Annotated in this window: 28 protein-coding genes; 19 read left to right on the forward strand and 9 right to left on the reverse strand. The window is 58.9% G+C overall.

The annotated features are described in order from the left end of the window. The first annotated feature begins 79 nt into the window (after positions 1–79). From H9646_RS06885 to H9646_RS06900, 4 genes are all read left to right on the forward strand, one after another. A complete protein-coding gene (locus H9646_RS06885) occupies positions 80–457 on the forward strand; it encodes a PH domain-containing protein (RefSeq protein WP_191722604.1) in 378 nt (125 codons plus the stop codon). 2 nt (positions 458–459) lie between these two features. Next, on the forward strand, positions 460–1,425 hold the full coding sequence (locus H9646_RS06890) for a Bug family tripartite tricarboxylate transporter substrate binding protein (protein ID WP_191722787.1): 966 nt from the start codon (positions 460–462) through the stop codon (positions 1,423–1,425). Positions 1,426–1,565: 140 nt separating this feature from the next. Beyond that, positions 1,566–2,384: an aldolase/citrate lyase family protein gene (locus H9646_RS06895; protein WP_191722605.1), complete on the forward strand. Its 819-nt coding sequence runs from the start codon at positions 1,566–1,568 to the stop codon at positions 2,382–2,384. Between the two features lie 219 nt (positions 2,385–2,603). After that, positions 2,604–4,046, forward strand: a complete 1,443-nt coding sequence (locus tag H9646_RS06900; protein ID WP_191722606.1) for an NAD-dependent succinate-semialdehyde dehydrogenase — start codon at positions 2,604–2,606, stop codon at positions 4,044–4,046. Positions 4,047–4,120: 74 nt separating this feature from the next. Here the strand turns inward: H9646_RS06900 and H9646_RS06905 are convergent, their stop codons facing one another. Further along, on the reverse strand, positions 4,121–4,369 hold the full coding sequence (locus tag H9646_RS06905; RefSeq protein ID WP_191722607.1) for a hypothetical protein: 249 nt from the start codon (positions 4,367–4,369) through the stop codon (positions 4,121–4,123). Positions 4,370–4,604: 235 nt separating this feature from the next. Here H9646_RS06905 and H9646_RS06910 point away from each other — a divergent pair, with 235 nt between their 5' ends. Beyond that, entirely contained in the window at positions 4,605–4,871 is a 267-nt protein-coding gene (locus H9646_RS06910) for a DUF2789 domain-containing protein (protein ID WP_191722608.1), read from the forward strand. A gap of 84 nt (positions 4,872–4,955) precedes the next feature. Here H9646_RS06910 and H9646_RS06915 read toward each other — a convergent pair whose 3' ends face one another. Next, positions 4,956–6,026 (reverse strand): YeiH family protein, encoded by a 1,071-nt coding sequence (locus H9646_RS06915; protein WP_191722609.1) that lies wholly within the window; start codon positions 6,024–6,026, stop codon positions 4,956–4,958. Between the two features lie 125 nt (positions 6,027–6,151). On the opposite strand from H9646_RS06915, the gene H9646_RS06920 reads away from it, so the two are divergent. Next, positions 6,152–7,057, forward strand: coding sequence for a LysR family transcriptional regulator (locus H9646_RS06920; RefSeq protein WP_191722788.1), 906 nt, complete (start codon positions 6,152–6,154; stop codon positions 7,055–7,057). A gap of 112 nt (positions 7,058–7,169) precedes the next feature. Here the strand turns inward: H9646_RS06920 and H9646_RS06925 are convergent, their stop codons facing one another. Next, on the reverse strand, positions 7,170–7,652 hold the full coding sequence (locus tag H9646_RS06925; RefSeq protein WP_191722610.1) for a CreA family protein: 483 nt from the start codon (positions 7,650–7,652) through the stop codon (positions 7,170–7,172). Between the two features lie 204 nt (positions 7,653–7,856). Here H9646_RS06925 and H9646_RS06930 point away from each other — a divergent pair, with 204 nt between their 5' ends. The 5 genes from H9646_RS06930 to H9646_RS06950 all read left to right on the forward strand — a co-directional run bounded on the left by H9646_RS06930 (position 7,857) and on the right by H9646_RS06950 (position 11,065). Next, entirely contained in the window at positions 7,857–9,080 is a 1,224-nt protein-coding gene (locus H9646_RS06930; RefSeq protein WP_191722611.1) for an MFS transporter, read from the forward strand. Positions 9,081–9,097: 17 nt separating this feature from the next. After that, positions 9,098–9,343, forward strand: a complete 246-nt coding sequence (locus H9646_RS06935) for a hypothetical protein (RefSeq protein ID WP_191722612.1) — start codon at positions 9,098–9,100, stop codon at positions 9,341–9,343. Between the two features lie 727 nt (positions 9,344–10,070). Further along, on the forward strand, positions 10,071–10,238 hold the full coding sequence (locus tag H9646_RS06940) for a hypothetical protein (RefSeq protein ID WP_191722613.1): 168 nt from the start codon (positions 10,071–10,073) through the stop codon (positions 10,236–10,238). 36 nt (positions 10,239–10,274) lie between these two features. Then, positions 10,275–10,487 carry a TOBE domain-containing protein gene (locus tag H9646_RS06945; protein WP_191722614.1) on the forward strand — a complete coding sequence of 71 codons (213 nt, stop codon included), beginning with the start codon at positions 10,275–10,277 and terminating at the stop codon, positions 10,485–10,487. Positions 10,488–10,675: 188 nt separating this feature from the next. Continuing rightward, complete coding sequence (locus tag H9646_RS06950) at positions 10,676–11,065, forward strand: MAPEG family protein (protein ID WP_191722615.1); 390 nt, start codon at positions 10,676–10,678, stop codon at positions 11,063–11,065. A gap of 128 nt (positions 11,066–11,193) precedes the next feature. Here H9646_RS06950 and H9646_RS06955 read toward each other — a convergent pair whose 3' ends face one another. Continuing rightward, positions 11,194–11,808, reverse strand: a complete 615-nt coding sequence (locus tag H9646_RS06955) for a LysE family translocator (RefSeq protein ID WP_191722616.1) — start codon at positions 11,806–11,808, stop codon at positions 11,194–11,196. Positions 11,809–11,873: 65 nt separating this feature from the next. Here H9646_RS06955 and H9646_RS06960 point away from each other — a divergent pair, with 65 nt between their 5' ends. Beyond that, positions 11,874–12,833 carry a LysR family transcriptional regulator gene (locus tag H9646_RS06960; RefSeq protein ID WP_191722617.1) on the forward strand — a complete coding sequence of 320 codons (960 nt, stop codon included), beginning with the start codon at positions 11,874–11,876 and terminating at the stop codon, positions 12,831–12,833. Positions 12,834–12,943: 110 nt separating this feature from the next. Here H9646_RS06960 and H9646_RS18405 read toward each other — a convergent pair whose 3' ends face one another. Further along, on the reverse strand, positions 12,944–13,105 hold the full coding sequence (locus H9646_RS18405) for a hypothetical protein (protein ID WP_225214030.1): 162 nt from the start codon (positions 13,103–13,105) through the stop codon (positions 12,944–12,946). Positions 13,106–13,189: 84 nt separating this feature from the next. Between H9646_RS18405 and H9646_RS06965 the strand changes: the two genes are divergently transcribed. From H9646_RS06965 to H9646_RS06985, 5 genes are all read left to right on the forward strand, one after another. Further along, complete coding sequence (locus H9646_RS06965) at positions 13,190–14,119, forward strand: LysR family transcriptional regulator (protein WP_191722618.1); 930 nt, start codon at positions 13,190–13,192, stop codon at positions 14,117–14,119. Positions 14,120–14,200: 81 nt separating this feature from the next. Continuing rightward, positions 14,201–14,494, forward strand: a complete 294-nt coding sequence (locus H9646_RS06970) for a hypothetical protein (protein WP_191722619.1) — start codon at positions 14,201–14,203, stop codon at positions 14,492–14,494. Between the two features lie 132 nt (positions 14,495–14,626). Continuing rightward, positions 14,627–15,631 carry a Bug family tripartite tricarboxylate transporter substrate binding protein gene (locus H9646_RS06975; RefSeq protein WP_191722620.1) on the forward strand — a complete coding sequence of 335 codons (1,005 nt, stop codon included), beginning with the start codon at positions 14,627–14,629 and terminating at the stop codon, positions 15,629–15,631. Between the two features lie 440 nt (positions 15,632–16,071). Continuing rightward, complete coding sequence (locus H9646_RS06980) at positions 16,072–16,758, forward strand: RraA family protein (RefSeq protein WP_191722621.1); 687 nt, start codon at positions 16,072–16,074, stop codon at positions 16,756–16,758. Beyond that, a complete protein-coding gene (locus tag H9646_RS06985) occupies positions 16,755–17,684 on the forward strand; it encodes an NAD(P)-dependent oxidoreductase (RefSeq protein ID WP_191722622.1) in 930 nt (309 codons plus the stop codon). The genes H9646_RS06980 and H9646_RS06985 overlap by 4 nt, the downstream gene beginning before the upstream one ends. A gap of 202 nt (positions 17,685–17,886) precedes the next feature. Here H9646_RS06985 and hdhA read toward each other — a convergent pair whose 3' ends face one another. Next, positions 17,887–18,654 (reverse strand): 7-alpha-hydroxysteroid dehydrogenase, encoded by a 768-nt coding sequence (hdhA, locus tag H9646_RS06990; RefSeq protein WP_191722623.1) that lies wholly within the window; start codon positions 18,652–18,654, stop codon positions 17,887–17,889. 139 nt (positions 18,655–18,793) lie between these two features. Between hdhA and H9646_RS06995 the strand changes: the two genes are divergently transcribed. Both H9646_RS06995 and H9646_RS07000 read left to right on the forward strand, forming a co-directional pair. Further along, on the forward strand, positions 18,794–19,186 hold the full coding sequence (locus tag H9646_RS06995) for a VOC family protein (RefSeq protein ID WP_191722624.1): 393 nt from the start codon (positions 18,794–18,796) through the stop codon (positions 19,184–19,186). Between the two features lie 169 nt (positions 19,187–19,355). Beyond that, complete coding sequence (locus H9646_RS07000) at positions 19,356–19,661, forward strand: formate dehydrogenase accessory protein FdhE domain-containing protein (RefSeq protein WP_191722625.1); 306 nt, start codon at positions 19,356–19,358, stop codon at positions 19,659–19,661. A 120-nt stretch (positions 19,662–19,781) separates the two neighbouring features. On the opposite strand, the gene H9646_RS07005 is transcribed toward H9646_RS07000, so the two are convergent. The 3 genes from H9646_RS07005 to pncB form a co-directional block, all read right to left on the reverse strand. Next, positions 19,782–20,279, reverse strand: a complete 498-nt coding sequence (locus H9646_RS07005) for a GNAT family N-acetyltransferase (protein ID WP_191722626.1) — start codon at positions 20,277–20,279, stop codon at positions 19,782–19,784. 17 nt (positions 20,280–20,296) lie between these two features. After that, positions 20,297–21,370 (reverse strand): bifunctional nicotinamide-nucleotide adenylyltransferase/Nudix hydroxylase, encoded by a 1,074-nt coding sequence (locus tag H9646_RS07010; RefSeq protein ID WP_191722627.1) that lies wholly within the window; start codon positions 21,368–21,370, stop codon positions 20,297–20,299. 101 nt (positions 21,371–21,471) lie between these two features. After that, positions 21,472–22,668 (reverse strand): nicotinate phosphoribosyltransferase, encoded by a 1,197-nt coding sequence (gene pncB, locus H9646_RS07015; protein WP_191722628.1) that lies wholly within the window; start codon positions 22,666–22,668, stop codon positions 21,472–21,474. Between the last annotated feature and the right edge of the window lie 9 nt (positions 22,669–22,677).

Genomic DNA, 22,677 nt, shown 5'->3' on the forward strand with positions numbered 1-22,677 from the left:
GCGCTGGCCGCTTTGTGACAACGCTCTTGCTCGCACTGCCTAAAATTGGCGCGTCACAACACGCAGCGAGGGGATTGCAATGGGATTGCTAGATGGCATGCTGGGCAACGCATCCAAGGTGGATGCGGCCAAGTTTGAAACGGAATTTACGCAAATTCTGGCTCCGGGCGAGAAGGTAGAGCACGTCTACCAGCTGATTCGTGACTACTTCGTCTTTACAGACAAGCGGCTGGTGCTGGTGGACAAGCAGGGCATCACCGGCAGCAAGGTGGAATATCACTCGCTGCCGTACAAAAGCATTACCCACTTCAGTGTGGAGACGGGCGGCACCTTCGATCTGGATGCGGAGTTGAAGATCTGGATTTCCGGCACGGCGGCACCCGTGCAAAAGCAATTCAACAAAAAACTGAGCATCTACGAAGTGCAGTCGGTGCTGGCCAGCTACGTACTCAAATGACTATGAAACCCTTACTGCGCAGATCTGTTTTCGCCCTTTTGGCTCTGGGTGGACTTGCCCCATTGGCGTGGGCACAACCGGCCACCTGGCCCACCAAGCCCATCACCTTTGTCGTGCCGCAAAACCCCGGCGGTGCCAACGATGTGATTGCGCGCGCGGTGGCGCAAAGTCTGGGCACCTCGCTGGGGCAGCCCGTGATTGTGGAAAACCGCCCCGGTGCCAACGGCAATGTGGGCACCAGCCAGGTGGCCCGCAGTGCTGCCGATGGCTATACGTTTTTGGTGACGGCACAAAGCGCATACACCATCAACCCGGCGCTGTATTCCAGGGTGCCGTTTGACCCGATCAAGGACTTCACGCCGGTGATGCAGCTGGCTGTAGCGCCTTACCTGCTGGTGGTGAACCCGAACTTTCCGGCCAAGACGTTGGACGAGCTGGTGGCCTATGCCAAAGCCCACCCCGGCAAGGTTGAATATGCATCGGCAGGCAATGGCACGCTCAACCACTTGCTGGGAGAGATGCTGAAAAAGCAGCGCGGTGTGGACTTGCTGCATGTGCCTTACAAGGGCGCAGCCGCTGCGGCCACCGATGTGGTGGCGGGCCAGTTGCCCGTAACGTTTGGCAGCTTTCCCGGTGTAATGCCCTTTGTGACCAGCGGCAAGCTGCGCGTGCTGGGCGTGGCCTCTGACAAGCCCACGCCGCTGGCCCCTGAGGTTGCAGTGCTCAAGGAGCTGGCGGTCACATCGTGGTACGGCTTGCTGGCCCCGGCTGGCACACCCCAGCCGGTGGTGGACAAGGTGTACAAGGCCATCACTCAGGTGCTGGCCACCCCGGCGATGCAAGAGCGCCTCAAAACACTGGGCGCTGAGCCTGTGCAATCGAGCCCCGCCAGTTTTGCCGCCAGCTTGCCCGCTGAGCTGGCGCACTGGAAAAAGGTGGTGGATGCCTCGGGTGCTCACATTGACTGATGCGTAACTGACGGCGGTGCCCAGGGCCTGCCGTGGCCGCTTGGGCATGCCATATGCTGCGTGGGCGACTGTGAATGGTTTCGGCTGCGCTGCGCATTTGTTATGTTCCAGCGCAGTCGTTTTTTCTCTGGAGTGCCTCCATGCCAACGCCCAATCTTTTCAAACGTGCCCTTAAAGCAGGCCAGCCACAAATTGGTCTGTGGTCCACACTGCCTTCGCCTTATGTGAGTGAGCTGGTTGCAGGCAGTGGCTTTGACTGGCTGCTGCTGGACACCGAGCACACGCCCACTGATGTTCCGCAGATGGTGCAGCAACTGCAGGGCGTGGCGGCGGCGCAGGTGCGCGCAGGATGCGCACCTACACAGGCGGTGGTGCGGCCAGCGTGGAATGACAAAGTGCTGATCAAGCGCTATCTGGACATTGGGGCGCAAACGCTGCTGCTGCCTTTTGTGCAAAACGCCGATGAAGCCCGGGCTGCGGTCGACGCTGTGCGCTACGCACCGCAAGGGGTACGCGGCATGGGGGGCAGCATGCGCGCCTCTAACTTTGGACGTGACAGCGAGTATGTGGCCAAGGCGGCCCATGAAATTTGTCTGCTGGTGCAGGTGGAAACGCGCGATGCGCTGGTGAATCTGGAAGAAATTGCCAGCGTGGAGGGGGTCGATGGCGTATTCATTGGCCCGGCAGATCTGTCGGCCAGCCTGGGCTACGCAGGGCATTCCACGCACCCGGACATGACGGCCATCATCGACGACGCCTTGCACCGCGTGCGCAGCTGCGGCAAAGCGCCGGGTATTTTGGTGACCAGCCCCGAGCGCGTGCAAAGCTGCTTGCACCAGGGCGCGCTGTTTGTGGCTGTGGGCATGGACATGCTGCTGCTGCGCGCAGGGGCCGATGCGCTGGCTGCGCGTTTCAAGCCATCGCAAATCAACGCTGGCGCTAGTGCTTCTATGTATTGAGCCGTTCATCCGGCTTTCTACAATGCTTGAACTGCGGCGGCTCGGGCGCTAGCGCTCAGGGCCTCTTTAAAAAAGAAGCGCTCAACGCTTGCCTGTAAACGTTTTCAAATACTTTTGTATCTGAAAACATTAACTGGTAAGCGATAGCAGCTATTAAAACCTTCTTTGCACCGCGTTGTCTCTGGACGGCCTTCTTCATTTTTCAGCTGAGAACATTCCATGTCCCATTCTTATCCTGACACCCAATTGCTCATCAACGGTCAATGGCAGCCAGCGGCCAGCGGCAAGACCATTGCCGTGCACAACCCGGCCACGGGCGCAGTGATTGGGCAACTGGCGCATGCAGGCATCGAAGACCTGGACCGCGCGCTGGCCGCTGCTGAAAAGGGCTTTGCCATCTGGAAGAACACCAGCGCCCATGAGCGCCAGGCCACCATGCGCAAGGCAGCAGCGCTGCTCAAAGAACGTGCCGACGATATTGCCGCGCTGCTGACACAAGAGCAGGGCAAGCCACTGGCCGAGGCCAAGGGCGAAGTGCTGGCGGGCGTGGGCATCATTGAATGGTTTGCCGACGAGGCCCTGCGCCTGTATGGCCGCATCGTGCCTGCACGCCGCGGCGATGTGCAGCAACTGGTGATCAAGGAGCCCGTGGGCCCCGTGGCGGCCTTTACGCCGTGGAACTTTCCCGTCAACCAGATCGTGCGCAAGATCAGCGCTGCGCTGGCCACGGGCTGCTCTTTCCTGTGCAAAGCGCCAGAAGAAACCCCGGCTTCACCCGCTGCGCTGTTTCAGTGCTTTGTCGATGCGGGCGTGCCCGCTGGCGTGATTGGTCTGGTCTATGGCGACCCGCACGAAATCTCCAGCTACCTGATCCCCCATCCCGTGATCCGCAAGATCACCTTCACCGGCTCTACGCCTGTTGGCAAGCAACTGGCGGCCATGGCGGGCGCGCACATGAAGCGCAGCACCATGGAGCTGGGTGGCCACGCGCCGGTGATCATTGCCGAAGACGCCGATGTGGAACTGGCCGTGAAAGCCGCTGGTGCCGCCAAGCTGCGCAATGCAGGCCAGGTGTGCATTTCGCCCACCCGCTTTCTGGTGCACAAGAGCCTGGAAAAGCAGTTTGCCGAGCAGGTGGTGGCTTACTTTGCATCCATCAAAGTCGGCAATGGGCTGGATGCCGATACCAAGATGGGCCCGCTGGCCAATCCTCGCCGCGTCACCGCCATGCAGTCGCTGGTTGCCAACGCGCAGGCCAAGGGTGCCAAGCTGTTGATGGGCGGCCAGACGCTGGGCGATGCAGGCAACTTTTACGCGCCCACTATCTTGGCCGATGTGCCGCTGGATGCCGATGTGTTCAACAACGAGCCCTTCGGCCCCATGATTGCCATGCGCAGCTTTGACAAGCTGGACGAAGCCATTGCCGAAGCCAACCGCCTGCCGTATGGCCTGGCCGCCTATGCGTTCACCGCATCGCTCAAGAACGCGCACCTGCTGACCCAGCAGGTGGAGACCGGCATGCTGTGGATCAACCAGCCTGCCGTGGCCTCTGCCGAAATGCCTTTTGGCGGTGTCAAGGATTCGGGCTATGGCTCGGAAGGCGGCATGGAGGCACTGGAGGCCTACCTGATCCCCAAGGCTGTCTCGATTGCGATGGTCTAAGACACCCAGTACGCTGACAGAAAAAAGGCCGCAGCTGCGGCCTTTTTAATTGGGTTAAAGCATTCGGATCAGGGTCAGGGGGCTGGTACATCGTCACCCAGCGGCCTGCCATCGCTGGCGCGCTCATCGGTGTTGACCAGGCCTTTCTTCACATCACGGTGGGCTTGCTGCATCTCAGGGGCCGGCTGCTGGTCCGTCATGTTCACGGACTGATCTCGCTCGTGGGGCAGCTTGCCTTGTGCGCCTGCGTCAGTGGGGCGCTGCTTGCGGGTCGTATCAATGTGGGGTTCTGCCTGTGTGGCGCTGGGCTTATGCTGGGGCATGGCGGCCTCCTTTCAGGCTGCAGTGTGACTGCATCGGGCGTGGGGCGCTGTAGTCCAGTGGCTGGCATGGGGGCTGGCAAATGAAAAGTTCTTTTCAAGCTGTTGCACGCAAGTGCGCTGACTGGCAAGTCCTACAGCGCATGGCCGCAGCTTGCGGCACTATCAAGGCATCAACCGTGTGCTTGCACTGCGCACATGCGCAAAGCCTTTTTCAATCACAACATGGAGGACACGAATGACTTTAATCCCCGGCGAAACCCAACCCGGCTTTACCGAACTGTTTGCCCAACTGGGGCTGCCCAATGATGAAGCCAGCATTGCGCAGTTCATCCGCCAGCACGCGCCTTTGGCCGATGACGTACTGCTGCACGAAGCACCATTTTGGTCGCCACAGCAGGCGCAGATGCTCAAGGAAGAGATCCGGCTGGATGACGACTGGGCCATTGTCGTGGACCAGCTCAATGCCGCATTGCGTGGCAAACCCAGACTGGAAAAAATCTGAACACCGGGCGCGCAGCGTCCCAATAAAAAGGCAACCTCAGGGTTGCCTTTTTATTGGGTTAGAAGCGCTTCACCCAATCACCCACTAGCCCAGCCAGTGCGCCAGGAGCAGGCCTGCACCCAGCAGCCATGCAAACAAGAGGGCTGCCAGCAGCAAAGGTTTGACGCCTGCAGCACGCACTGCGTGCACATGGGTGGTCAGGCCCAGAGCGGCCATCGCAATGGCCAGCAGCAGGTTGTCCAGCTGCACACCCAGCTTGACCAGACTGGCAGGCAGGATGCCCAGCGAGTGAATCCCGGCCATCACCACAAAGCCCAGCGCAAACCACGGAATCGTGACCTTGCCCGCGCTGCTGGTGCTGCCGCCCTGGGCGGCTTCATCGCGGGCCAGCCACCACGACAGCAGCAGCAAGAAGGGGGCGAGCATCATCACGCGCACCATCTTGGCAATCACAGCGGTGTCTGCCGCTTGCGGGCTGACAGCGGCCCCTGCCGCCACCACCTGTGCCACTTCATGCACGGTGGCCCCAACGTACAGCCCGTAGTTTTGTGCATCGGCCTGCAGCCAGCCATGGCTGGCGTTCCACTGGAACAAGGCGGGGTACAAGAAGGTGGCCACTGTGCCAAACACCACGACGGTGGCAATTGCCACTGACACATCCTGTGCGCGGGCTTTGGCAACGGGGGCGGTGGCCAGCACGGCGGCAGCGCCGCAAATCGAGCTGCCTGCACCCACCAGCAGCGTGGTGCGCCTGTCCATTCCCAGTACGCGCTGGCCCACAAGGCAGGCCAGGCCAAAGGTGCTGCACAGCACCAGCGCATCCATCACCACGCCACTCCAGCCAACCGAGGCAATGTCCTGAAAAGTTAGGCGCAAACCGTAAAGCACGATGCCTGCGCGCAGCAGTTGCTGCTTGCCCAGCGCCACACCAGGCGTGGCAACGCTGGCCATGCGCGGGTAAATGGTGTTGCCAATCAGCAAGCCCAGCACGATGGCCAGTGTGAGTGCACCCAGACCATGTGCGGCAAACCAGGGGTGCTCGGACAGGGCCACAGCCACAACGGCAACGGCTGCGCTGAGCCCCAGACCGGGCCCTATGCGGCGCAGCCATTCGGCGGGATGAAAGAGAAAATCAGAAAAAGTGAAAGTGTTCATATGCCATCCGAAGCGGTAATGCCTTGTCCGGATGCATGCACTTTAGATAAGCTGGTTATATTTGTATAACGAATAGTTTGAGTAAAAACTACCTGCTTTATGGGTAGATGAATCACGGGATTGCCATGCTGCACCTGACGCTGCGACAACTTGAAATCTTCTGCGCTGTTGCGCAAAGTGGCTCCACCGTGGCGGCTGCTGATGCGGTGGGCCTGTCGCAATCGGCCACCAGTGCGGCTTTGCAGCAGCTCGAAGGCGCTTTAAATATCTTGCTGTTTGAGCGCGTGGGCCGCAATCTGGTGCTCAACGATGCAGGGCGTGCCTTGCTGCCACAGGCGCTGTCTTTGCTGGAGCAGGCCCGCAGCCTGGAGCAGGCACTGGGCAATGGCGGCGCTGGCTTGCCAGTGCGCCTGCGTGTGGCAGCCAGTACCACGGTGGGCAGCTATGTATTGCCCCCTGTGCTGGCGGCGCTGGCCCGCAGCCACCCGCACATCAGCGTGGACGTGCGCATCAGCAACACACGCAAGGTGGCACAGGCCGTGGAGTTGCTGGAGGCAGACATTGGCCTGATTGAAGGCAGCAGCCACTGGAGTGGGCTGCAGGTGCAACCCTGGATCAAGGATGAGCTGGTGATTGTGGCTGCCCCCAGTGATGCGCTGGTGCATGCGGCGCAGAGCAAGCCTGTGGGGGTGGGAGTGCTGCGCCAGGCGCGCTGGTTGCTGCGCGAAGAGGGCTCAGGCACGCGGGAGATGGTGGAGCATGCCTTGCTGCCACGCTTGCAGCAGCTGCAGGCCACGGCCACGCTGGGCAGCTCTGAAGCCATTGCACGCTGTGTGGTGCAGGCGCTGGGCATCAGCTGCCTGCCACGGGTGCTGGTGCAGTCCATGCTGGATGACGGCAGCTTGGTAGTGTTGCCCACATCGCTGCCCAAGATGGAGCGGTACTTTTCCATCGTGCAGCGCACGGGCAAACATGCATCGCCTGCGTTGCAGGCATTTCTTGATGCCTGTATGGCGCATGCACAGGTGTAGTTGCAAGTTCAGAATGATTCTTAAAAAAGAGCTGCTAGCGCTTTGTTTATAAGGTTTTCAGATAGTTATATATCTGAAAACAAGTGCTGATAAGCGCTAATAGCTCTCTTTTTTACTTGACTGGAATGGGTGTGCTGCGCGGCACAGGCACAGCGGCCACGCTGTTTTGGGGCGAGCCTTCAATCACGCGGTCGGAATACGTCATGTACACCAGCGTGTTGCGCGTGGTGTCCACCATGCGCACCACGCGCAGGCGCTTGAACAGCAGGGATGTGCGCTCGGTAAACACTTCTTCCTGCTGCTTGATGGGGGCGGCAAAACCAATGGGGCCAGTGGCCTGACAGCTGATGGACGCCTCTGAGCGGTCTTCCGCCAGACCCAGACCGCCTTTGATGCCGCCAGTCTTGGCGCGTGAGACGTAGCAGGTCACGCCAGAGACCTTGGGGTCGTCATAAGCATCCACCACAATCTTGTGATCAGGCCCGATGAACTTGAACACCGTATCGACCGAGCCAATCGTCTCGGAGTTGGCTGCGGCGTAACCGCAACCGAGCAGCAGGGCTGCGCTGGCAAGCCAGAGTCTGTGTGCTTTCATAGACCGCAAGCATACGGCCAGCCTGCGTGTTGTGCTGGTGCAAGATGCACCACTGCAGTTGCAGGTTTGCCCGCAGTGCCGTGCAGCCATGGCTGCACCACCGCACAATCGCCGCTCTTTTGGAGATGCGCAGGCATGGCTAGTAGCCCATGCCACTGCGCCCATGGCCTGCTGCACGCAGGCCAATTTTTCGACTGTGTTGCCATGTCCCGTGATTCTTCTTTGGCGCAGCCCTCTGTATTGGCTGCGCCCGCTTTGCTTTTGATGGCTGTCGCCTGCGGGCTGTGTGCCGGGGGCAATTACTTCAACCAGGCGCTGCTGCATTCCATTGCCCTGCATTTCGGGGTGGATGATGCCGCTGCGGGCCTTTCGGTCACCCTGGCGCAGGTGGCCTATGCCGTGGGCCTGCTGTTCATCACGCCGCTGGGTGACAAGTTCGAGCGCCGTCGCATGGCCGTTGTGCTGATGCTGCTGGCGGGCGCAGGGCATGCCATGGTGGGCTGGTCCAGCAGCTTTGCCATGTTCATGGCTGGCACCCTGATTGCAGGCTTGTTCTCTGTGGCCTCGCAGGTGCTGGTGCCCATGGCCGCTGCGCTGGCTGCGCCCGGCCATGCGGGGCGCAATGTGGGGCTGGTACTGAGCGGCTTGCTGGTGGGCATCTTGCTCTCGCGCAGCGTGGCAGGTGGGCTGTCAACGCTGGGCGGCTGGAACCTGGTGTACCAGGTGACCGCCATCACCATGGTGCTGATGGCGGTGTCCATAAGCCATTTGCTGCCCACCTCGCGCCATGCTCAACCTATGCCGTATGTGCAGGTGCTGCGCTCCATGGGCGCATTGCTGCGCACCCAGCCTGCGCTGCGCTTGCGCACCACGGCCAGCGCACTGGCCTTTGCCTCGGTCAGCGTGATGTTTGCCACCATGGCGCTGGTGCTGTCCAGCGCACCCTTGCAGCTGAGCGACATGCAGATTGGCCTGGTGGCTCTGGCCGGTGTCACAGGTGCCCTGATTGCCAATGTGGCAGGCAGTTGGGCCGATCAAGGCAAAGACCGCACCTTGCTGCGAGCCGGGGCTGTGGCGCTGCTGCTGTCATGGCTGCCGCTGTGGTGGGGACAGACCAGTGTGGCGTGGTTTGTAGTGGGCGTGCTGGTGATGGATCTGGGCCTGCAAGCCATCAACGTGACCAACCAGTCGAGCATTGCCAGCCTGCTGCCCGAAGCACGCAGCCGCATGAATGCGGTCTACATGACGGGCTACTTTGCAGGTGCATCTGCCGGTTCTGCCCTGGGTGTGTGGGCATGGAACCTGGCAGGCTGGCAAGGCGCGTGCAGCGTGGGTGCTGGCTTGGCGGCACTGGCTGCGGTGAGCGTGTGGCGAGGCGTGCGCTGGGCAAAGCGCCAGCAACGCCTCAACAACATGCAGACGGCTTAAGCGCGCTGGAGCAGCGCTTGCGCTTGCTGGAGAGCAATCGTGTGCTGGCCGGCAGCCGAGCCATTGCGCAACGCCGCATGCTCAACCATCGGCTGCGTGCTATCGATGAAGAGCTGGCTCGTCTGAATGAAGAAATTCAGTTGCAGGGACGTCGCGCCGCACTGGCTCAGACACATCTGGTGCGCCAGCAGGAACTGGTATCCGAAAGTCGCCGGCGTTCTTCAGGATTTCACGGGTGCGGGGCAAGCTGTTCTAGCGCGTGACACTAGGGCCTGAGTCCCAGAGCCTGACGGTCTATGGGCGCCGCAACGCCTGCAGGTAGGCATGCTGTTGGAAGCCGGCATCATCCAGAACAGGCGCCGACTTTATGAGTGGGCGCTGGAGCCTATTTATTCCGTTTCGGGGAAATGGCTCGAGTAGAGAATAAAACGGTGATTTCTATTGACAGTTGCGTGTCTGTATATGATTGTTTTTGAGGTTAAAAGTAGAAGACGGCTCAGAGTGGTCTATTAAATTCTTGGGGGAAAGGTTTATGTTGGGGGGATTTTCAGACTTCTGGCTAACTATGGTTCTTGACTTGCTGGCCTATGCAATCTTGTTTGGCGTTTATGTGGCGCTATTGCATGCGAAAGGGCGCAGTTATGACAGAAAGAGCGTAATACCTATTCTGATTTTGCTCCCGCTTGCATTGGTTGTTGGCGGCATAGCAAAGTCACAGCTGTTGTAATAAAAAATCGCGATAAGAAAAAAGCAGAGGTAAAGCGCGTGGACTCTCCACGCGAGATATGGAGCTGGTGGCTGGGTCCTCTGGCCCTGTTGGCGCTGCAATTGGTGCGGCAATTGGTGCGGCCCGCGGCGCAGCAACATATATCGGGTCGGCGGCGATAGGTTCAGGAGAAGAAAGCCTGACAGGACTTGCCGGCAGTACAGTGACGGGAGCTGCTGTTAGCGGCCTTACTGCGCCTGCTGAAATTTCTGCCATGCAGGCTGGTGCACTCACCATTGTCGGGACCCAGGTTGGGTTTTACCGAGGGATGGCTGGAGGATTTGCACAAAGAGCAGCAGACCAGGCTGGGACTGACCATGGAGGTGGCGCAGGCTGCATGCCGCATTGCCATGCTGGCTAATCCTGTAGCTGTGCGCCAGACATTCCATTAAGCTGAACCTCCCTTTGTTATCCAGCTGGGAGTAGCCATGAAAATCAGTGCGCGCAATGTTCTGCCAGGCAAGGTTGTATCGATGGTGAAAGGCCCCGTGAGTACCGAATTGACGCTAGAGATTGCGCCGGGTGTTCAGGTCACGTCTTCCATCACATCGACATCGGCCACATCTCTCGGGCTCAAAGAAGGTGATCAGGCGTATGCCGTCATCAAGGCCTCTTCCGTGATGGTGGCGGTGGACGACTAAAACCCTGCGCGGGCAATGAAAAATGCCTTGGCAGGCGTTGGTGCTTCGCCCGTTGAATCCATGTCTGAAATTGACCGCCAGTCGCCCCGTATTGGGCCTGCTTCGGCTTCTCAGTAGCCAGTCAGAGCCCATGTCAGCTCGGCGCTTTCAGACTCCTTTGTCACACTCACAACCTGTCCTCACCGCTTATGACTCTCGCAGAAATTTGCATCCTGATTGCCTGCCTGCTTCCCATCGTCTGCGCTGGTATTGCCAAGTCCAAGGGCTTTGGCAAACCGCGCCGCGAAGGCGGCTTTGACAACCACAATCCACGAAGCTGGCTGGCTGACCTTCAGGGCTGGCAGGCGCGTGCCCACGCGGCCCAGCTCAATAGCTTTGAGGTCCTGCCGCTGTTCATCGCTGGCGTTCTGGTGGCCCAGAACCACCAGGCCGCCCAGCACACCGTCGATGCGCTCGCGGTAGCCTTCATCGTCCTGCGTATCGGCTTTATCTGGGCGTACCTTGCTGACCGCGCCAACCTGCGGTCAGCCCTGTGGGCGCTCGGTCTGGCTTGCTGTATTGCGCAGTTCTTCGTGTAACAGCCGTTGTCTGTGTGCACAGCCGCCTGTGGGCGGCTGCTCTGGGCTGGCTGCAAGATTTTCAGCCAAGCCGCTGCAATGGTTTGGCGGCCACCCATGGGTGCTTAAAAATTCCCGTGCTTCACACACTAAGTGCTGCTGGCAATGCCGAGCAGAACCCCAAAAAAGACCAGAAGGCCGCCGAACGCCCGGTCAATCCAATGCCGCACTGCCAGCAGGCGCTCGCGTACGGCGCCCACCGAAAAACACATGGCCACGATGGCAAACCATGCAATGTGTGCCACTGCAATAAAAAGGCCATAGCTCACCTGCATGCCTAGCGATGTGTCTGGCCGCACCACCTGTATGAAGAGGCTGACGATGAACACGGTGGTTTTTGGATTCAATGCATTCGTCAGAAACCCTGTGCGCAAGGCCTCCAGGTCCGACACCGGCACCAATGCTGAGTGTGCGAAGTCTCCGGGCTTTTGCGTGCGGAGCATCTTGAGGCCAAGATAAATCAAGTACAGCGCACCCAGCAGTTTGATTGTGGTGAACAGCCATGCTGACTGCTGGATAAGCAGGCCGACCCCAAGCAGGGTATAGCTGACATGCACCAGAACACCCAGTCCAATTCCCAAGGCGGTGAGTACACCTGAGCGCCTTGACAGCAGCAAACTGTTGCGGCTGACCATGGCAAAGTCGGGGCCAGGGCTGATGACAGTCAGCAAAGTGATGGTGATAACAGCTATCCATTCGGTCATGGGAATACATTAGAGGTATTGGTGATTCAGCCAATGCTATGAGGCTGTAGCTCTGGTGCATAACGATGATTTCTGACATGAATGGTGAGCACAGCTCACAGAATATGGGTGCACGCCTGCCTTCACTGCTGGCACTACGCTGCTTTGAAGCAGCGGCACGCCTGGAGAATTTCAGCCGTGCTGCGGATGAGCTGCACTTAACGCACGGCGCTGTCAGCCGTGCTGTGCGTCTGCTGGAGGATGACCTCGGGGTTGCGCTGTTTGACAGGCGCAGCAGGCGCGTATACCTCACTGATGCAGGCCGTCAGCTTTCGAAAGCCGTGGCTGGAGGTTTCGGCCTCATCCGCAATGCCGTCAACGAATTGCGTGCCAATGCCCGGCAAGAAAAACGGTGGGTACTGTCCTGCGAGCCCACATTGCTTATGCGCTGGCTGATACCTCGGTGGCCAGACTTTCAGGCGCGGCATCCGCAAGTCAATATCCATCTGGTGGCAGGCGGCGGGGAGTTTTCTTTCGCCAGCGGCATTGACCTTGCCATACGCCGTAACGATTTCCAGTGGCCTGACCACTATGAAGTGGAGCCACTGTTTACTGAAAAAATTGGCCCAGTCTGCCGTCCAGACAAAGTCGGCGATTGGTTGAATGTGCATGCCAAGGGCGCACAGCTGCGCTCTGATGCACCTTTGCTGCATACCCATACGCGTCGCAGCGCATGGTCAGACTGGGCGATGGCCGCAGGGCAAGAATTGCCAGAAAAAAACAGTCTTTTCTTTGAACACTTTTACTTCAGCCTGCAAGCAAGCGTTGCCGGTTTGGGCATCGCGATGGGCCCATGGCTGTTGGTGCGTGATGACCTTGAAAGTGGCTTGCTGACCGCCCCTTTGGGCTTTGTAGAAGATGGGTCGCAGTACTGCATATTTTCCTCGCAACCGCTGCACCAGGCTGGGCCTGCAGCCATATTGCTGGAGTGGCTGAGAGACAAAGCATCGCAAGACGCAATGGGCACACCAAGCAAGACAGCGTAGTGGTGCCGCGACCGGCTGTTATGGGCAGTGGCCTGGTTCCTCACCCAAAGGCTGCCGTCAAGCCATTGTGAAACGGGCAGGCGAAGGTGGTTCTTCAACCACGGACAGTTTTAGCCTCCCCCAGGAGGAACTCTGAAGTTATCGATGATTTTTTTCTCTGCGCGCACCAGAGCATTGCGGGCTATTTCGAGCCAATGCGTCAGACGGTTTTTCCATGTGCTCTTTACGGCTTCGCGTGGCTGACCAGGGGTGTTTTTTTGATCACTTTTCATGTTTGCCAATGCTCGGGAGCTGGCTAACATCTGTAAAGTTGAATTAAATGAATAGTCAATTCAGATAATCTGATGGTAAGACTTATGCGCAATCTCAATCTTGACCAGCTGCAGACATTGGTGGCGATTGCCGATCTCGGCACTTTTGCAGCGGCAGCACAAGCGCTGCATCTGGCTGCGCCCACCGTCAGCCTGCATATCAAAGAGCTGGAGCAGCGCATGGATGCCACCTTGCTGGTGCGTGGCAGACGGCAGGCGGAGCTGACTTCTGCCGGGCAGTTGCTGGTGCGAGAAGGCCGCAAGCTGCTTTTGGCCTGCGACGATCTGATGGAGCATGTGCAGCGCCATGCCGCAGGCCGCGCAGGCACTGTGCGGGTTGGCGTCTCTGCAGGTGTGAGCACCCGGTTGCTGCCACTCATGCTGGAGGCATTGAGCCAGCGCAGCCCTGGCGTTGAAATTCGATTGGAGGCCGTAGGCTCTGCAGAGTCCATGAAGCGCTTGGCGGCAGGCACTCTGGATGTGGCCATAGTGGCCAGCCCTCAGCCGTCCAGTGCCGTGATTGCGCTTACGCCTTGGCGCAACGATCCTTTGATCGCCTTGCTGCCCGCGAGCTGGGAGGTGCCTGAAAAAGTCACGCCTGAATGGCTTTCGCAGCGGCGCTGGGCCTCTTTTTCAGCGCCCACGCAAATGCATGGACTGATCGCCACATGGTTCGCGCAGGCAGGCTATACGCCGCGCCCTTTTCTGGCGCTGACTTATCCAGGCGCGCTGAAAAGTTTGGCTGCTGCCAGCCAGAGCGCAGCACTGCTGCCGCTGGAGGAGGTGGAAGACCAGCTGCACTCCCCTGATGTGCAGATACGCCACCTCAGTCCTACGCTCATGCGCCCAATGGCTGTGGCCCACCGCGTGCAACCCGATCTGAACCCCGCTGTGTCCAGCGTGCTGGAGGTGCTTTCTTTATTTGGGAATGAACACCGGGGCGAGGAAATGCAGAAGCATCTAACAAAAAAATGAGCTGGATGCACCAGCCAAGAAATGACCGTGAACTGCCCTGCATGGGTGGTAGTCACAACCTGCAATTGCGTCCGGTAAGTGATGGCAGTTCTACCGGCGTCTGGACCAAGGCAGCAGCCCTCCATTAGCGACTATGGCAATGCCTCCTGCGTGCTGTGTCTGGGTGACCACTGGGTGGATACCCAGCGCAGCCCTAATGCGGCACCGCATGCAGAGCATTTTTACCGCAACCGCCACAAGGACTACCTGGCACACGGTCTTCAACTGGCGTGGCAGCTCTTGGTCAGTAGCCCCTGGCGACTGGGAGACCGCGCCGACACCCAGCAGCGAATCCTGCAACAACGCCTCTCACATCGCTCTGAGCAGTTGCCATGAGAAGGGTTGCTCGTGGTGCAATTGGTTTCGCTCTACGAAACATCATTGTATCCCTTGAAACTTTTTTCTAAAGTCGTGCACCACTTGGCGTAAGACCAGGATGGAAATCAATAAACGATATGGAGACAACGTATGACTATCACGACACGAGCATCTTTCATGTCGGCGCGCCTTTGTAGTTTGGTGCTGGGCACGGCCGTATTCGCAGTCGCAATGGCCAGTGCGCATGGGCAGACCAGCTATCCTGTCAAGCCGATTCGTCTGCTTGTCCCATTTCCTCCAGGTGGAGGCACTGACATGATTGCGCGTTCTGTGGCGCAAAAAATCACAGAAAAGACCAGCTGGAACATTGTGGTGGACAACCGTCCAGGTGCAGGTGGAAACCTGGGGGTTGACGCTGCAGCCAAGGCTGCTCCAGACGGATACACCCTGGTGATGGGGCAGACAAGCAACTTGGCAATCAACCCGGCCTTGTACAAGAAACTTCCCTATGACCCGCTGAAGGATCTCACCCCCGTCGCGTTGGTGTCTTCCTCGCCGGTGTTGATGGTCAGTGGTACTGGCACACCATTCAATTCCATTGCTGAAGTTTTCAAAGTTGCGAGAGCCAAGCCTGACGTCGTCACGGTTGGCTATGCAGGAAACGGCACGGTTGCTCACTTGGCGGTGACCCAGGTAGAGCAAGCAACAGGCGTGAAGCTGCGTCACATTCCATATAAAGGTATTGCACAGGCAATCACTGATTTGTCGGGTGGACAGATTGATCTTTTTGTCGGATCAATCCCTTCATTAATTGGCCAAGTGCGCAATGAAAAACTCCATCCATTGATGGTCACTTCCAAACTGCGCGCAGGCCAATTACCGGCTACGCCAACCATGGCAGAGTCAGGCAGCAAAGACTTTGAAGCCATTACTTGGTTCGGAATTTTGGCTCCCGCAGGGACACCAGAGGCCATTGTGCAAAAGCTCAACAGCGCCATTAATTCAGCCCTGTCCGAGCCTGATGTGGCGGAGAGGTTGCGTTCGGAAGGCGGTGATGTTCTGGGAGGCAGTGCAGAAGCTTTCGGCAAGCTCATGCAAGCAGAAGTGCCTCGCTGGGCCAAGATCGTCAAGGACTCGGGTGCCAGCTTGAACTGAGGGCGCTTTACATACCTTGGATCACCCGCGTCATGCACGAAGACCGCTTAGCTTTACCAGTGGGCAATGCCACGGTGTCGGTCAGGTGTGTCTGGCCGGCTGCTGCATTAACAACCGTGGTGTGCAGCAAGACCAGGTAGCGCCTGGCGCAGGGTGCATGAATTTGTTGTGCAGTGGCTGAGCCAGGGCATCCATCAGGTGCTGAAAGCTCAGCCCCTTAGCGCGCTGGCCGAGTGTCTGAACCTGGCACAGGTAGGTGGTGGTCCCACGTCCCACTCCAAAAAATATCGGCGATCTGCAGAAGGTCAATCTGATCAATCTGGTCAATGGGTCCTGTGCCAAAAGCACAGACGCATTCAGGCCCGGTGAGCTGGCTGTTTTCGCTGTTGCCGTAGTTCACGAACTTCTTTCTGTTTCTCTCACCCTTTTGTAGTCACACCATGAACCAACTTCCCGAAGTTATTCGCGATATCGAGCGCGTTAGCGCCGACGTTGTCGCCAAGGCCGGCACCTTTCAGGCTGCCATACTGGCCGATGTGGCCGGTCGTCGCGGTACGATGCACAGCCGTGTGGCGCCTGTGCACCAGGACATGAAAGTGGCCGGCGCCGCCTTCACCGTAGAAGTGCGTCCCGGCGACAACTTGATGATCCACGCAGCCATCGCACTGGCCAAGCCGGGCGACGTGCTGGTGATCGATGGCAAAGGCGATCAGACAGCGGCGCTGATGGGCACGCTGATGCTCAGTGCGTGCAAGAAAGTTGGCCTGGCTGGCGTCATCGTGGACGGTGCCATTCGTGACAAGCTGGAAATTCTGGATCTGGGCTTTCCTGTGTTCAGTGCCGGCTTCAATCCGGCTGGCCCCACCAAGTACGTACCCGGCCGCATCAACCATCCAATCTCCGCCGGGGGCGTCACCGTGAGCCCGGGTGATCTGGTCGTGGGCGATGCCGATGGTGTGGTTGTCATCGAGCGCGAAAAGGCCTCGGCCATGATGACCCTGGCAGACAAGAAGGTGGTTGACGAAGCCGCACGCATCGAAGCTATCGCCCGCGGCGACACCGCATCGAAGTGGCTGCCCGCTGCACTGCGTGCCGCTGGTGTGCTCAAAGAGGGGGAGTCACTGTGAGCAACACCATCATCGTTACAGGCGCTGATCTGGCGCAGCAGGCGCTGGACTTGCTTGCTGGCTACGAGATCATCTACGCCGGCAAGGCTCCCACCGAAGAGGATATGGTGGCCTTGTGCAAGCAGTACGACCCCGTTGCCATCATCGTGCGATACGGCAAAGTGAGCGCGCCCATGATGGATGCGGCACCTTCGCTCAAGGTCATCTCCAAGCACGGCAGTGGCACGGACACCATCGATAAAGTGGCAGCCAAAGAGCGCGGCATCGAGGTGGTGGCCGCCGTAGGCGCAAACGCGGCCGCCGTGGCCGAGCAGGCTCTGGCGCTGCTGCTGGCGTGTGCCAAGTCTGTTGTCACGCTGGATTCGCGCATGCATGCAGGCCACTGGGACAAAGCTGCGCACAAGAGCATGGAGCTGGGTGGCCGCACCATAGGGCTTGTGGGCCTGGGCGCCATCGGCCTGCGCTTTGCCAGGATGGCAGATGCGCTGGGTATGCGCGTGATCGGCTTTGATCCGTTTGCCAAAAATTTGCCGGACTATGTGCACAGCGTTAGCCTGGAGACAATCTGGCGCGATGCCGATGCCATCTCGCTGCACTGTCCCCTGACCGATGAAAACCGCGGCATGCTGAACGCAGCCACGCTGGCACAGTGCAAGCGTGGGGTGATCGTTGTCAACACCGCACGCGGTGGCCTGATCGACGAAGCAGCGCTGCTGGAGGCCGCTCGCTCGGGTCAGGTGATGTCTGCCGGGTTAGACAGTTTTGCGGTAGAGCCTATGGCAGCAGGCCACCCATTTCAGGGTGAGAAGAGCTTCGTCCTGTCTCCGCACATCGGTGGTGTGACGCACGATGCCTACGTGAACATGGGCGTTGGCGCCGCGAAGAACTTGCTACAGGTGCTGTTGCGTTGTACGGCGGCTGTGTGATTGACCGCTGAAAAATACTCATCAAGGCTGCCAGCCTTACCTGCCTGAGGAAGGTCGGTTGCTTTTGATGAGGTGGGTTCTTGCCTGATTAAGTGAAGAGTAGGTTGCAGGCTTTGTCACCGCAGGGCTTGCCAATGCAATGGATGTGCTGCCTGCGATGCGTTGATGCATGACGCACTGCCGGTGGCAGGCGGTGCTGCCATTAATCCAGTTCCTGAACCCCGCCGCCAGAGACGGTGAGGATCTGGCCGCTGATCCAGCTGGCAGCAGGCGAGCATAAAAAGAGCGCTGCGTTGGCTATGTCTTGTGGCTCGCCGATGCGACCAATAGGGGTGTGCTTGAGCATCGTTTTCAGGATGTCATCGTTGAGAACGGATTCAAGCGCATCGGTGCGGGTCGCGCCAGGAGCAATACCGTTGACCCGGATGCCCATCGGCCCGACATCAAATGCAATATTTCGAATCAAGTGGTTGGTGGCGGCCTTCGATGCGCCATAGGCGGCCATGCGGCGATTCTTGTTTTCACCGGCCATGGAGGTAATGGCCAGCATGGAGCCGCCGCCCGTTTTCTCCATCTCCGGGGCCGCAAGCTGAGCGAGCCGGAAAAGAGAAAATACGTTCAGATCGAAGGCTCGTCTGAAATCTTGCATGGGCATGTTGAAAGGTTTGGGACCACCGCCGCCAGCGTTGCTGACCAGGGCGGTCAATCGACCAAAGCGCTGGATCGTTTGATCGATCAGGTTGTCCAGATCTTCTTCGCGTGTGACATCGCAGGCGACAGCCATTGCTTGGCCACCCCGCTCTTGAATGCCTTGGGCCACCGTCGTGGCTGTTTGCAGATGTAGATCACTGACCACTACTGCGGCCCCCGCTGCTGCAAAGGTTTCTGCAATGGCGCGACCTATGCCGGCCCCCGCACCTGTGACAACGGCAATCTGGTTGTCGAGTCTGAAGTGAGCTGGTTCATACATGGCGGGACTCCTGGGAAGACTGGCTAAGACGGTTGCGTGAACCGCTGGGGTACCTGTGGCAGTATGCAGAAAAGGCAAAAGAACTGCGAGCATCATTTTTCACCGGTGATGCACCATTTACTCAAACTTTGGAAGCACCATGAAGCTTGGTTACACCATCGCCTACGTTCCTGACGTAAAAGCGTCCCTGCAGTTTTTCTCTGACGTTTTTGGTTTTCCAGTGAAATTTCTGCATGAGTCGGAAACATACGGTGAGCTGGCCACTGGCGAGACGACGCTGGCATTTGCCGTGCATGAGCTGGGTCGCAGCAATTTTCAGGGGGGCTACGTTGCTGCATCAGAGTCAGACAAACCACTGGGTATGGAGCTTGGGCTGGTCACTGAAGATGTTGAAGCGGCACATGCCCGAGCGATAAAAGCTGGGGCATTGGAGCTTGCAGAGCCGACCAAAAAACCCTGGGGGCAGGTTGTCTCTTATGTTCGATGCCCGGATGGCACCTTGGTTGAGCTTTGTACGCCCATCGGTGCGTAAATCATGACTCTGAAGAGGCGCTTGCAGTCAACGGCTGCTTGATACTGCCGACACCAGCAGTGCTGGCGCAGTTGCTACAGCAACAGAATCTGCACCCCAGCTTGCACAGTGCGCTGTTGCAGCAAGCGATAGTGGTTTTGCACCATGCCAGCCAGCGCTAATGTGACCAGTGGGCAGACGTTTGCTGGCTTTGCTGCGTGGCGATGAAGTGCCGCTAGACAGCGCCGTGCCCAAGGCGGGGGCAGCACAGACTTTGTGGATTGCGTTGTCTGTGTGCTGGTGTCTGGCGAGTGAAGCAGCGCCCATCAAGGCAGAAAGCTGTGGCGGCTGCCACAGCTATCTCAAGGCTTTTTATCTGCAGGCGGATCACCAGCTCGAACTGGTGGCCGATGACTTGGCCAGCCTGGCGCTGGACGCGGAGATGGAAGCCCAGGACGTAGCGCGCAGTGGCTTTAATCCGCTGATGTTGCCTTGAGCTGGTAGCGGCGATAGCAGCTATAGAGGTAGCTGCTATCGCCGTCCAGCGGTTTTGCGTTTGACGCACCGCGGGATGGCATGCCTAGGCCCAAGGCCCCGCGTGCAGGCGTTGGGCGGCTTACTTGCTGGTGGGGACGGCGCCCGCCAAAGCCTGCAGGGGAGCGCCTGTCAAGCGGTAGCGAATCCACTCTGACTGTGGCTTGGCGTCCAGACTGTCGTAGAACTCGATCGACGGCGTGTTCCAGTCCAGCACGCTCCATTCAAAGCGGCCGCAGTCTTTCTCCACAGCAATGCGCGCCAAGTGTTGCAGCAGGGCCTTGCCCGCGCCTTTGCCGCGTTGCTCGGGGGAGATGTACAGGTCTTCCAGATACAGCCCATGCTGGCCTTGCCAGGTGGAGTAGTTGAAAAAGTACACGGCAAAACCGACCGGAATGTCACCATCCAGGCAAATCAGTCCAAAGACCTTGGGGTTCTGGCAAAACAGCGTGCGCTTTACATGCTCAGGGGTGGCCAGTACTTCGTGTTCGGCTTTTTCGTAAATGGCCAGTTCACGCACAAAGTACAAGATCAGATCGGTGTCTTCGGCGGTAGCGGGGCGGATGGTCAGGGCAGTCATCAGGTATTGGGGAAAAATCAAGGTAAAGCGGGGATGGGGCCATGGCCCCAGCGTTCAAAGCAGCGGCGCAGCACGTGGAAGTGGTCTTCAAACATCTGGCTTTCCAAGGCGGCGATGTCATCCACAGGCACCCAGCGCGCGGCGGCAGCGTCGTCACCCGCCTGCACGGCAGGCAGTGCGGCAAGCGGCAGGTGAAGCATGAATACATGGGTGATGGTGCGCCCGCGCAGGCTGCGCTCGGGGTGGTCAAACACCTCGGTGCCCAGCAATGCGGCGTGCATGTCGGCGGCGGTCAGCGGCAGGCCGGTTTCTTCATCCAGCTCGCGCAGGCACGACTGCCACAGGGTGTCGTGCGGCTCGACAAAGCCTCCGGGCAGCGCCCACAGGCCCTGCCCGGGTGCGCGGCCTCGCTGAATGAGCAGTACATGCTCTTTGCAAACCAGCAAACCATCGACTGTGACGAACACCGGCGGATAGGGCGCGGCAGACCATGCCGCCTTGTAGCCACTGACCATGCGCCATTCTTCACGCATGGCGGTGTAATGGGCCATGGTTTGCCACGTGCGCAGCCACGTAGCCACGGCAGCAGGTACCAGGGCGTCAAGCTGCGTCCACATCTGGGCTTGGGTGTGCTCGGCCAGATTCCAGTAAATGTCACGTGTGGGCGTTCCGTCAAAGGCGCCCTGGCGCGGCAGGCTCAGCAGCGCCCAGTTGGGAAAGCGCGCCAGATAGTTGCTGCTGAGATCTTTGAAGTGGCCCACCAAGGCAATGCGTGCACCAGCAGGTGCCTGGCTTTGCACGGCGGCAATGACGGCCTGAACCCAGCGGGGTTCGTCGTAATAGTCACGCACCGGCACGCAGCGCACGCGCGCGGTTTCTTCAGCGCTGAGGCTGGCATGCACCAGCTGCGCACGCTCTTGCCAGGTAAATGGGTTTTTGGGGCTGCGCGCTTGCCAGGCGCTGCCCAGTACCACCACCACTTGCTGTGCGGTCTGCAGGGCTTGGCGCAGCAAGGCCAGGTGACCGTTGTGAAAGGGCTGAAAGCGGCCAATCAAAACGGCGGTGTGCGGGGCATTGTCAGACAGAGGCATAACGAAAAGTGAGCGCTTGGCGCTGTTGTTTTAACACTTTCATAGTGTTTTGTATTGAAGATTGTTGATGGGCAGGCGCTGGCAGCTATATTTTTAAAAAATCAAATGATGGGATCTGCAATGTCAAACACCTGGCGCAGGTAGGCCAGGTAGGTTTCATCGTCGCACATGGTTTTGCCGGGTGAGTCAGAAATTTTGGCCACGGGCTGGCCGTTGGCGCGCACCAGCTTCATGACAATGTTCAAGGGCGTCAGGCCCACGTCATTGGTCAGGTTGGTGCCAATGCCAAAACCCAACTGAATGTGCGGTGCAAAGTAGCGCCACAGCTCCAGGGCTTTTTCCAGATTCAATCCATCCGAAAACACCAGGCGCTTGGTGTGCGGGTTGATGCGCAGCTTGCGGTAGTGCGCCAAAGCCTGTTCTCCCCAGTCAAACGGGTCTCCGGAGTCGTGGCGCAGGCCGTCAAACAACTTGGCAAAGTACAGGTCAAAGTCCTGCAAAAAGGCGTGCATGCCCACGGTGTCGGTCAACGCAATACCCAGGTCGCCCCGGTACTCCTGCACCCAGTCTTCCAGTGCAGCTTTTTGAAAGTCGCGCAGCCGCACGCCCAGAGACTGAAAGCTTTGCAGGTACTCATGCGCCATGGTGCCAATGGGCACGATGCCCAGCTCTTTGGCCAGCAGCACGCTGGAGGTGCCTTTGAACCACTGCGGCACCTTGTCGGTGAGTGTGGTGACCACTTCACGGTGCCAGGGCTCCGAGAAGCGGCGGCGCATGCCGAAGTCGGACAGCTCAAATGGGTGGGCCAAGATGGGTTCGTATTTGAGGGCGTGCAACTGCTCAATTTTGGCCTGCAGGCGATGGCGGCCTTCGTCCAGCGTGTCAGGGGTTTGCAGACGGCGAAAGTACAGCTCATTGATGATGGCCAGCACATGGATCTCAAAGCCCATCACATGCACTTGGGGGCCATGGGCTTCAATCGACAGGCCGCCTTGCGGGGTGGTCCTGACCTGCACAAAGTTGCGCTGAAACTGGAACAGGCGCAGAAAATCGACAAAGTCGCTCTTGATGTAACGCAGGCTGGCCAGATACTCCAGCTCATCCTTGGTAAAGCGCAGGCTGCACAGGTGGTCCAGCTCTGCGTTGACTTCATCCTCCAGCAACGCCAGCGGGTAGGCCGTGGCATTGCGGCAGGCAAAACGGTATTCGGCCTGCGTTTGCGGGTGGCGGTGCAGCATGGCCTGCCACATGGTGAACTTGTAGAGGTCAGTGTCGAGCAGGCTGACAATGATGGGCATGCGGGGGGG

Origin of the sequence: Comamonas avium (assembly GCF_014836675.1) — a bacterium.
Taxonomy (GTDB): Bacteria; Pseudomonadota; Gammaproteobacteria; order Burkholderiales; family Burkholderiaceae_C; genus Comamonas; species Comamonas avium.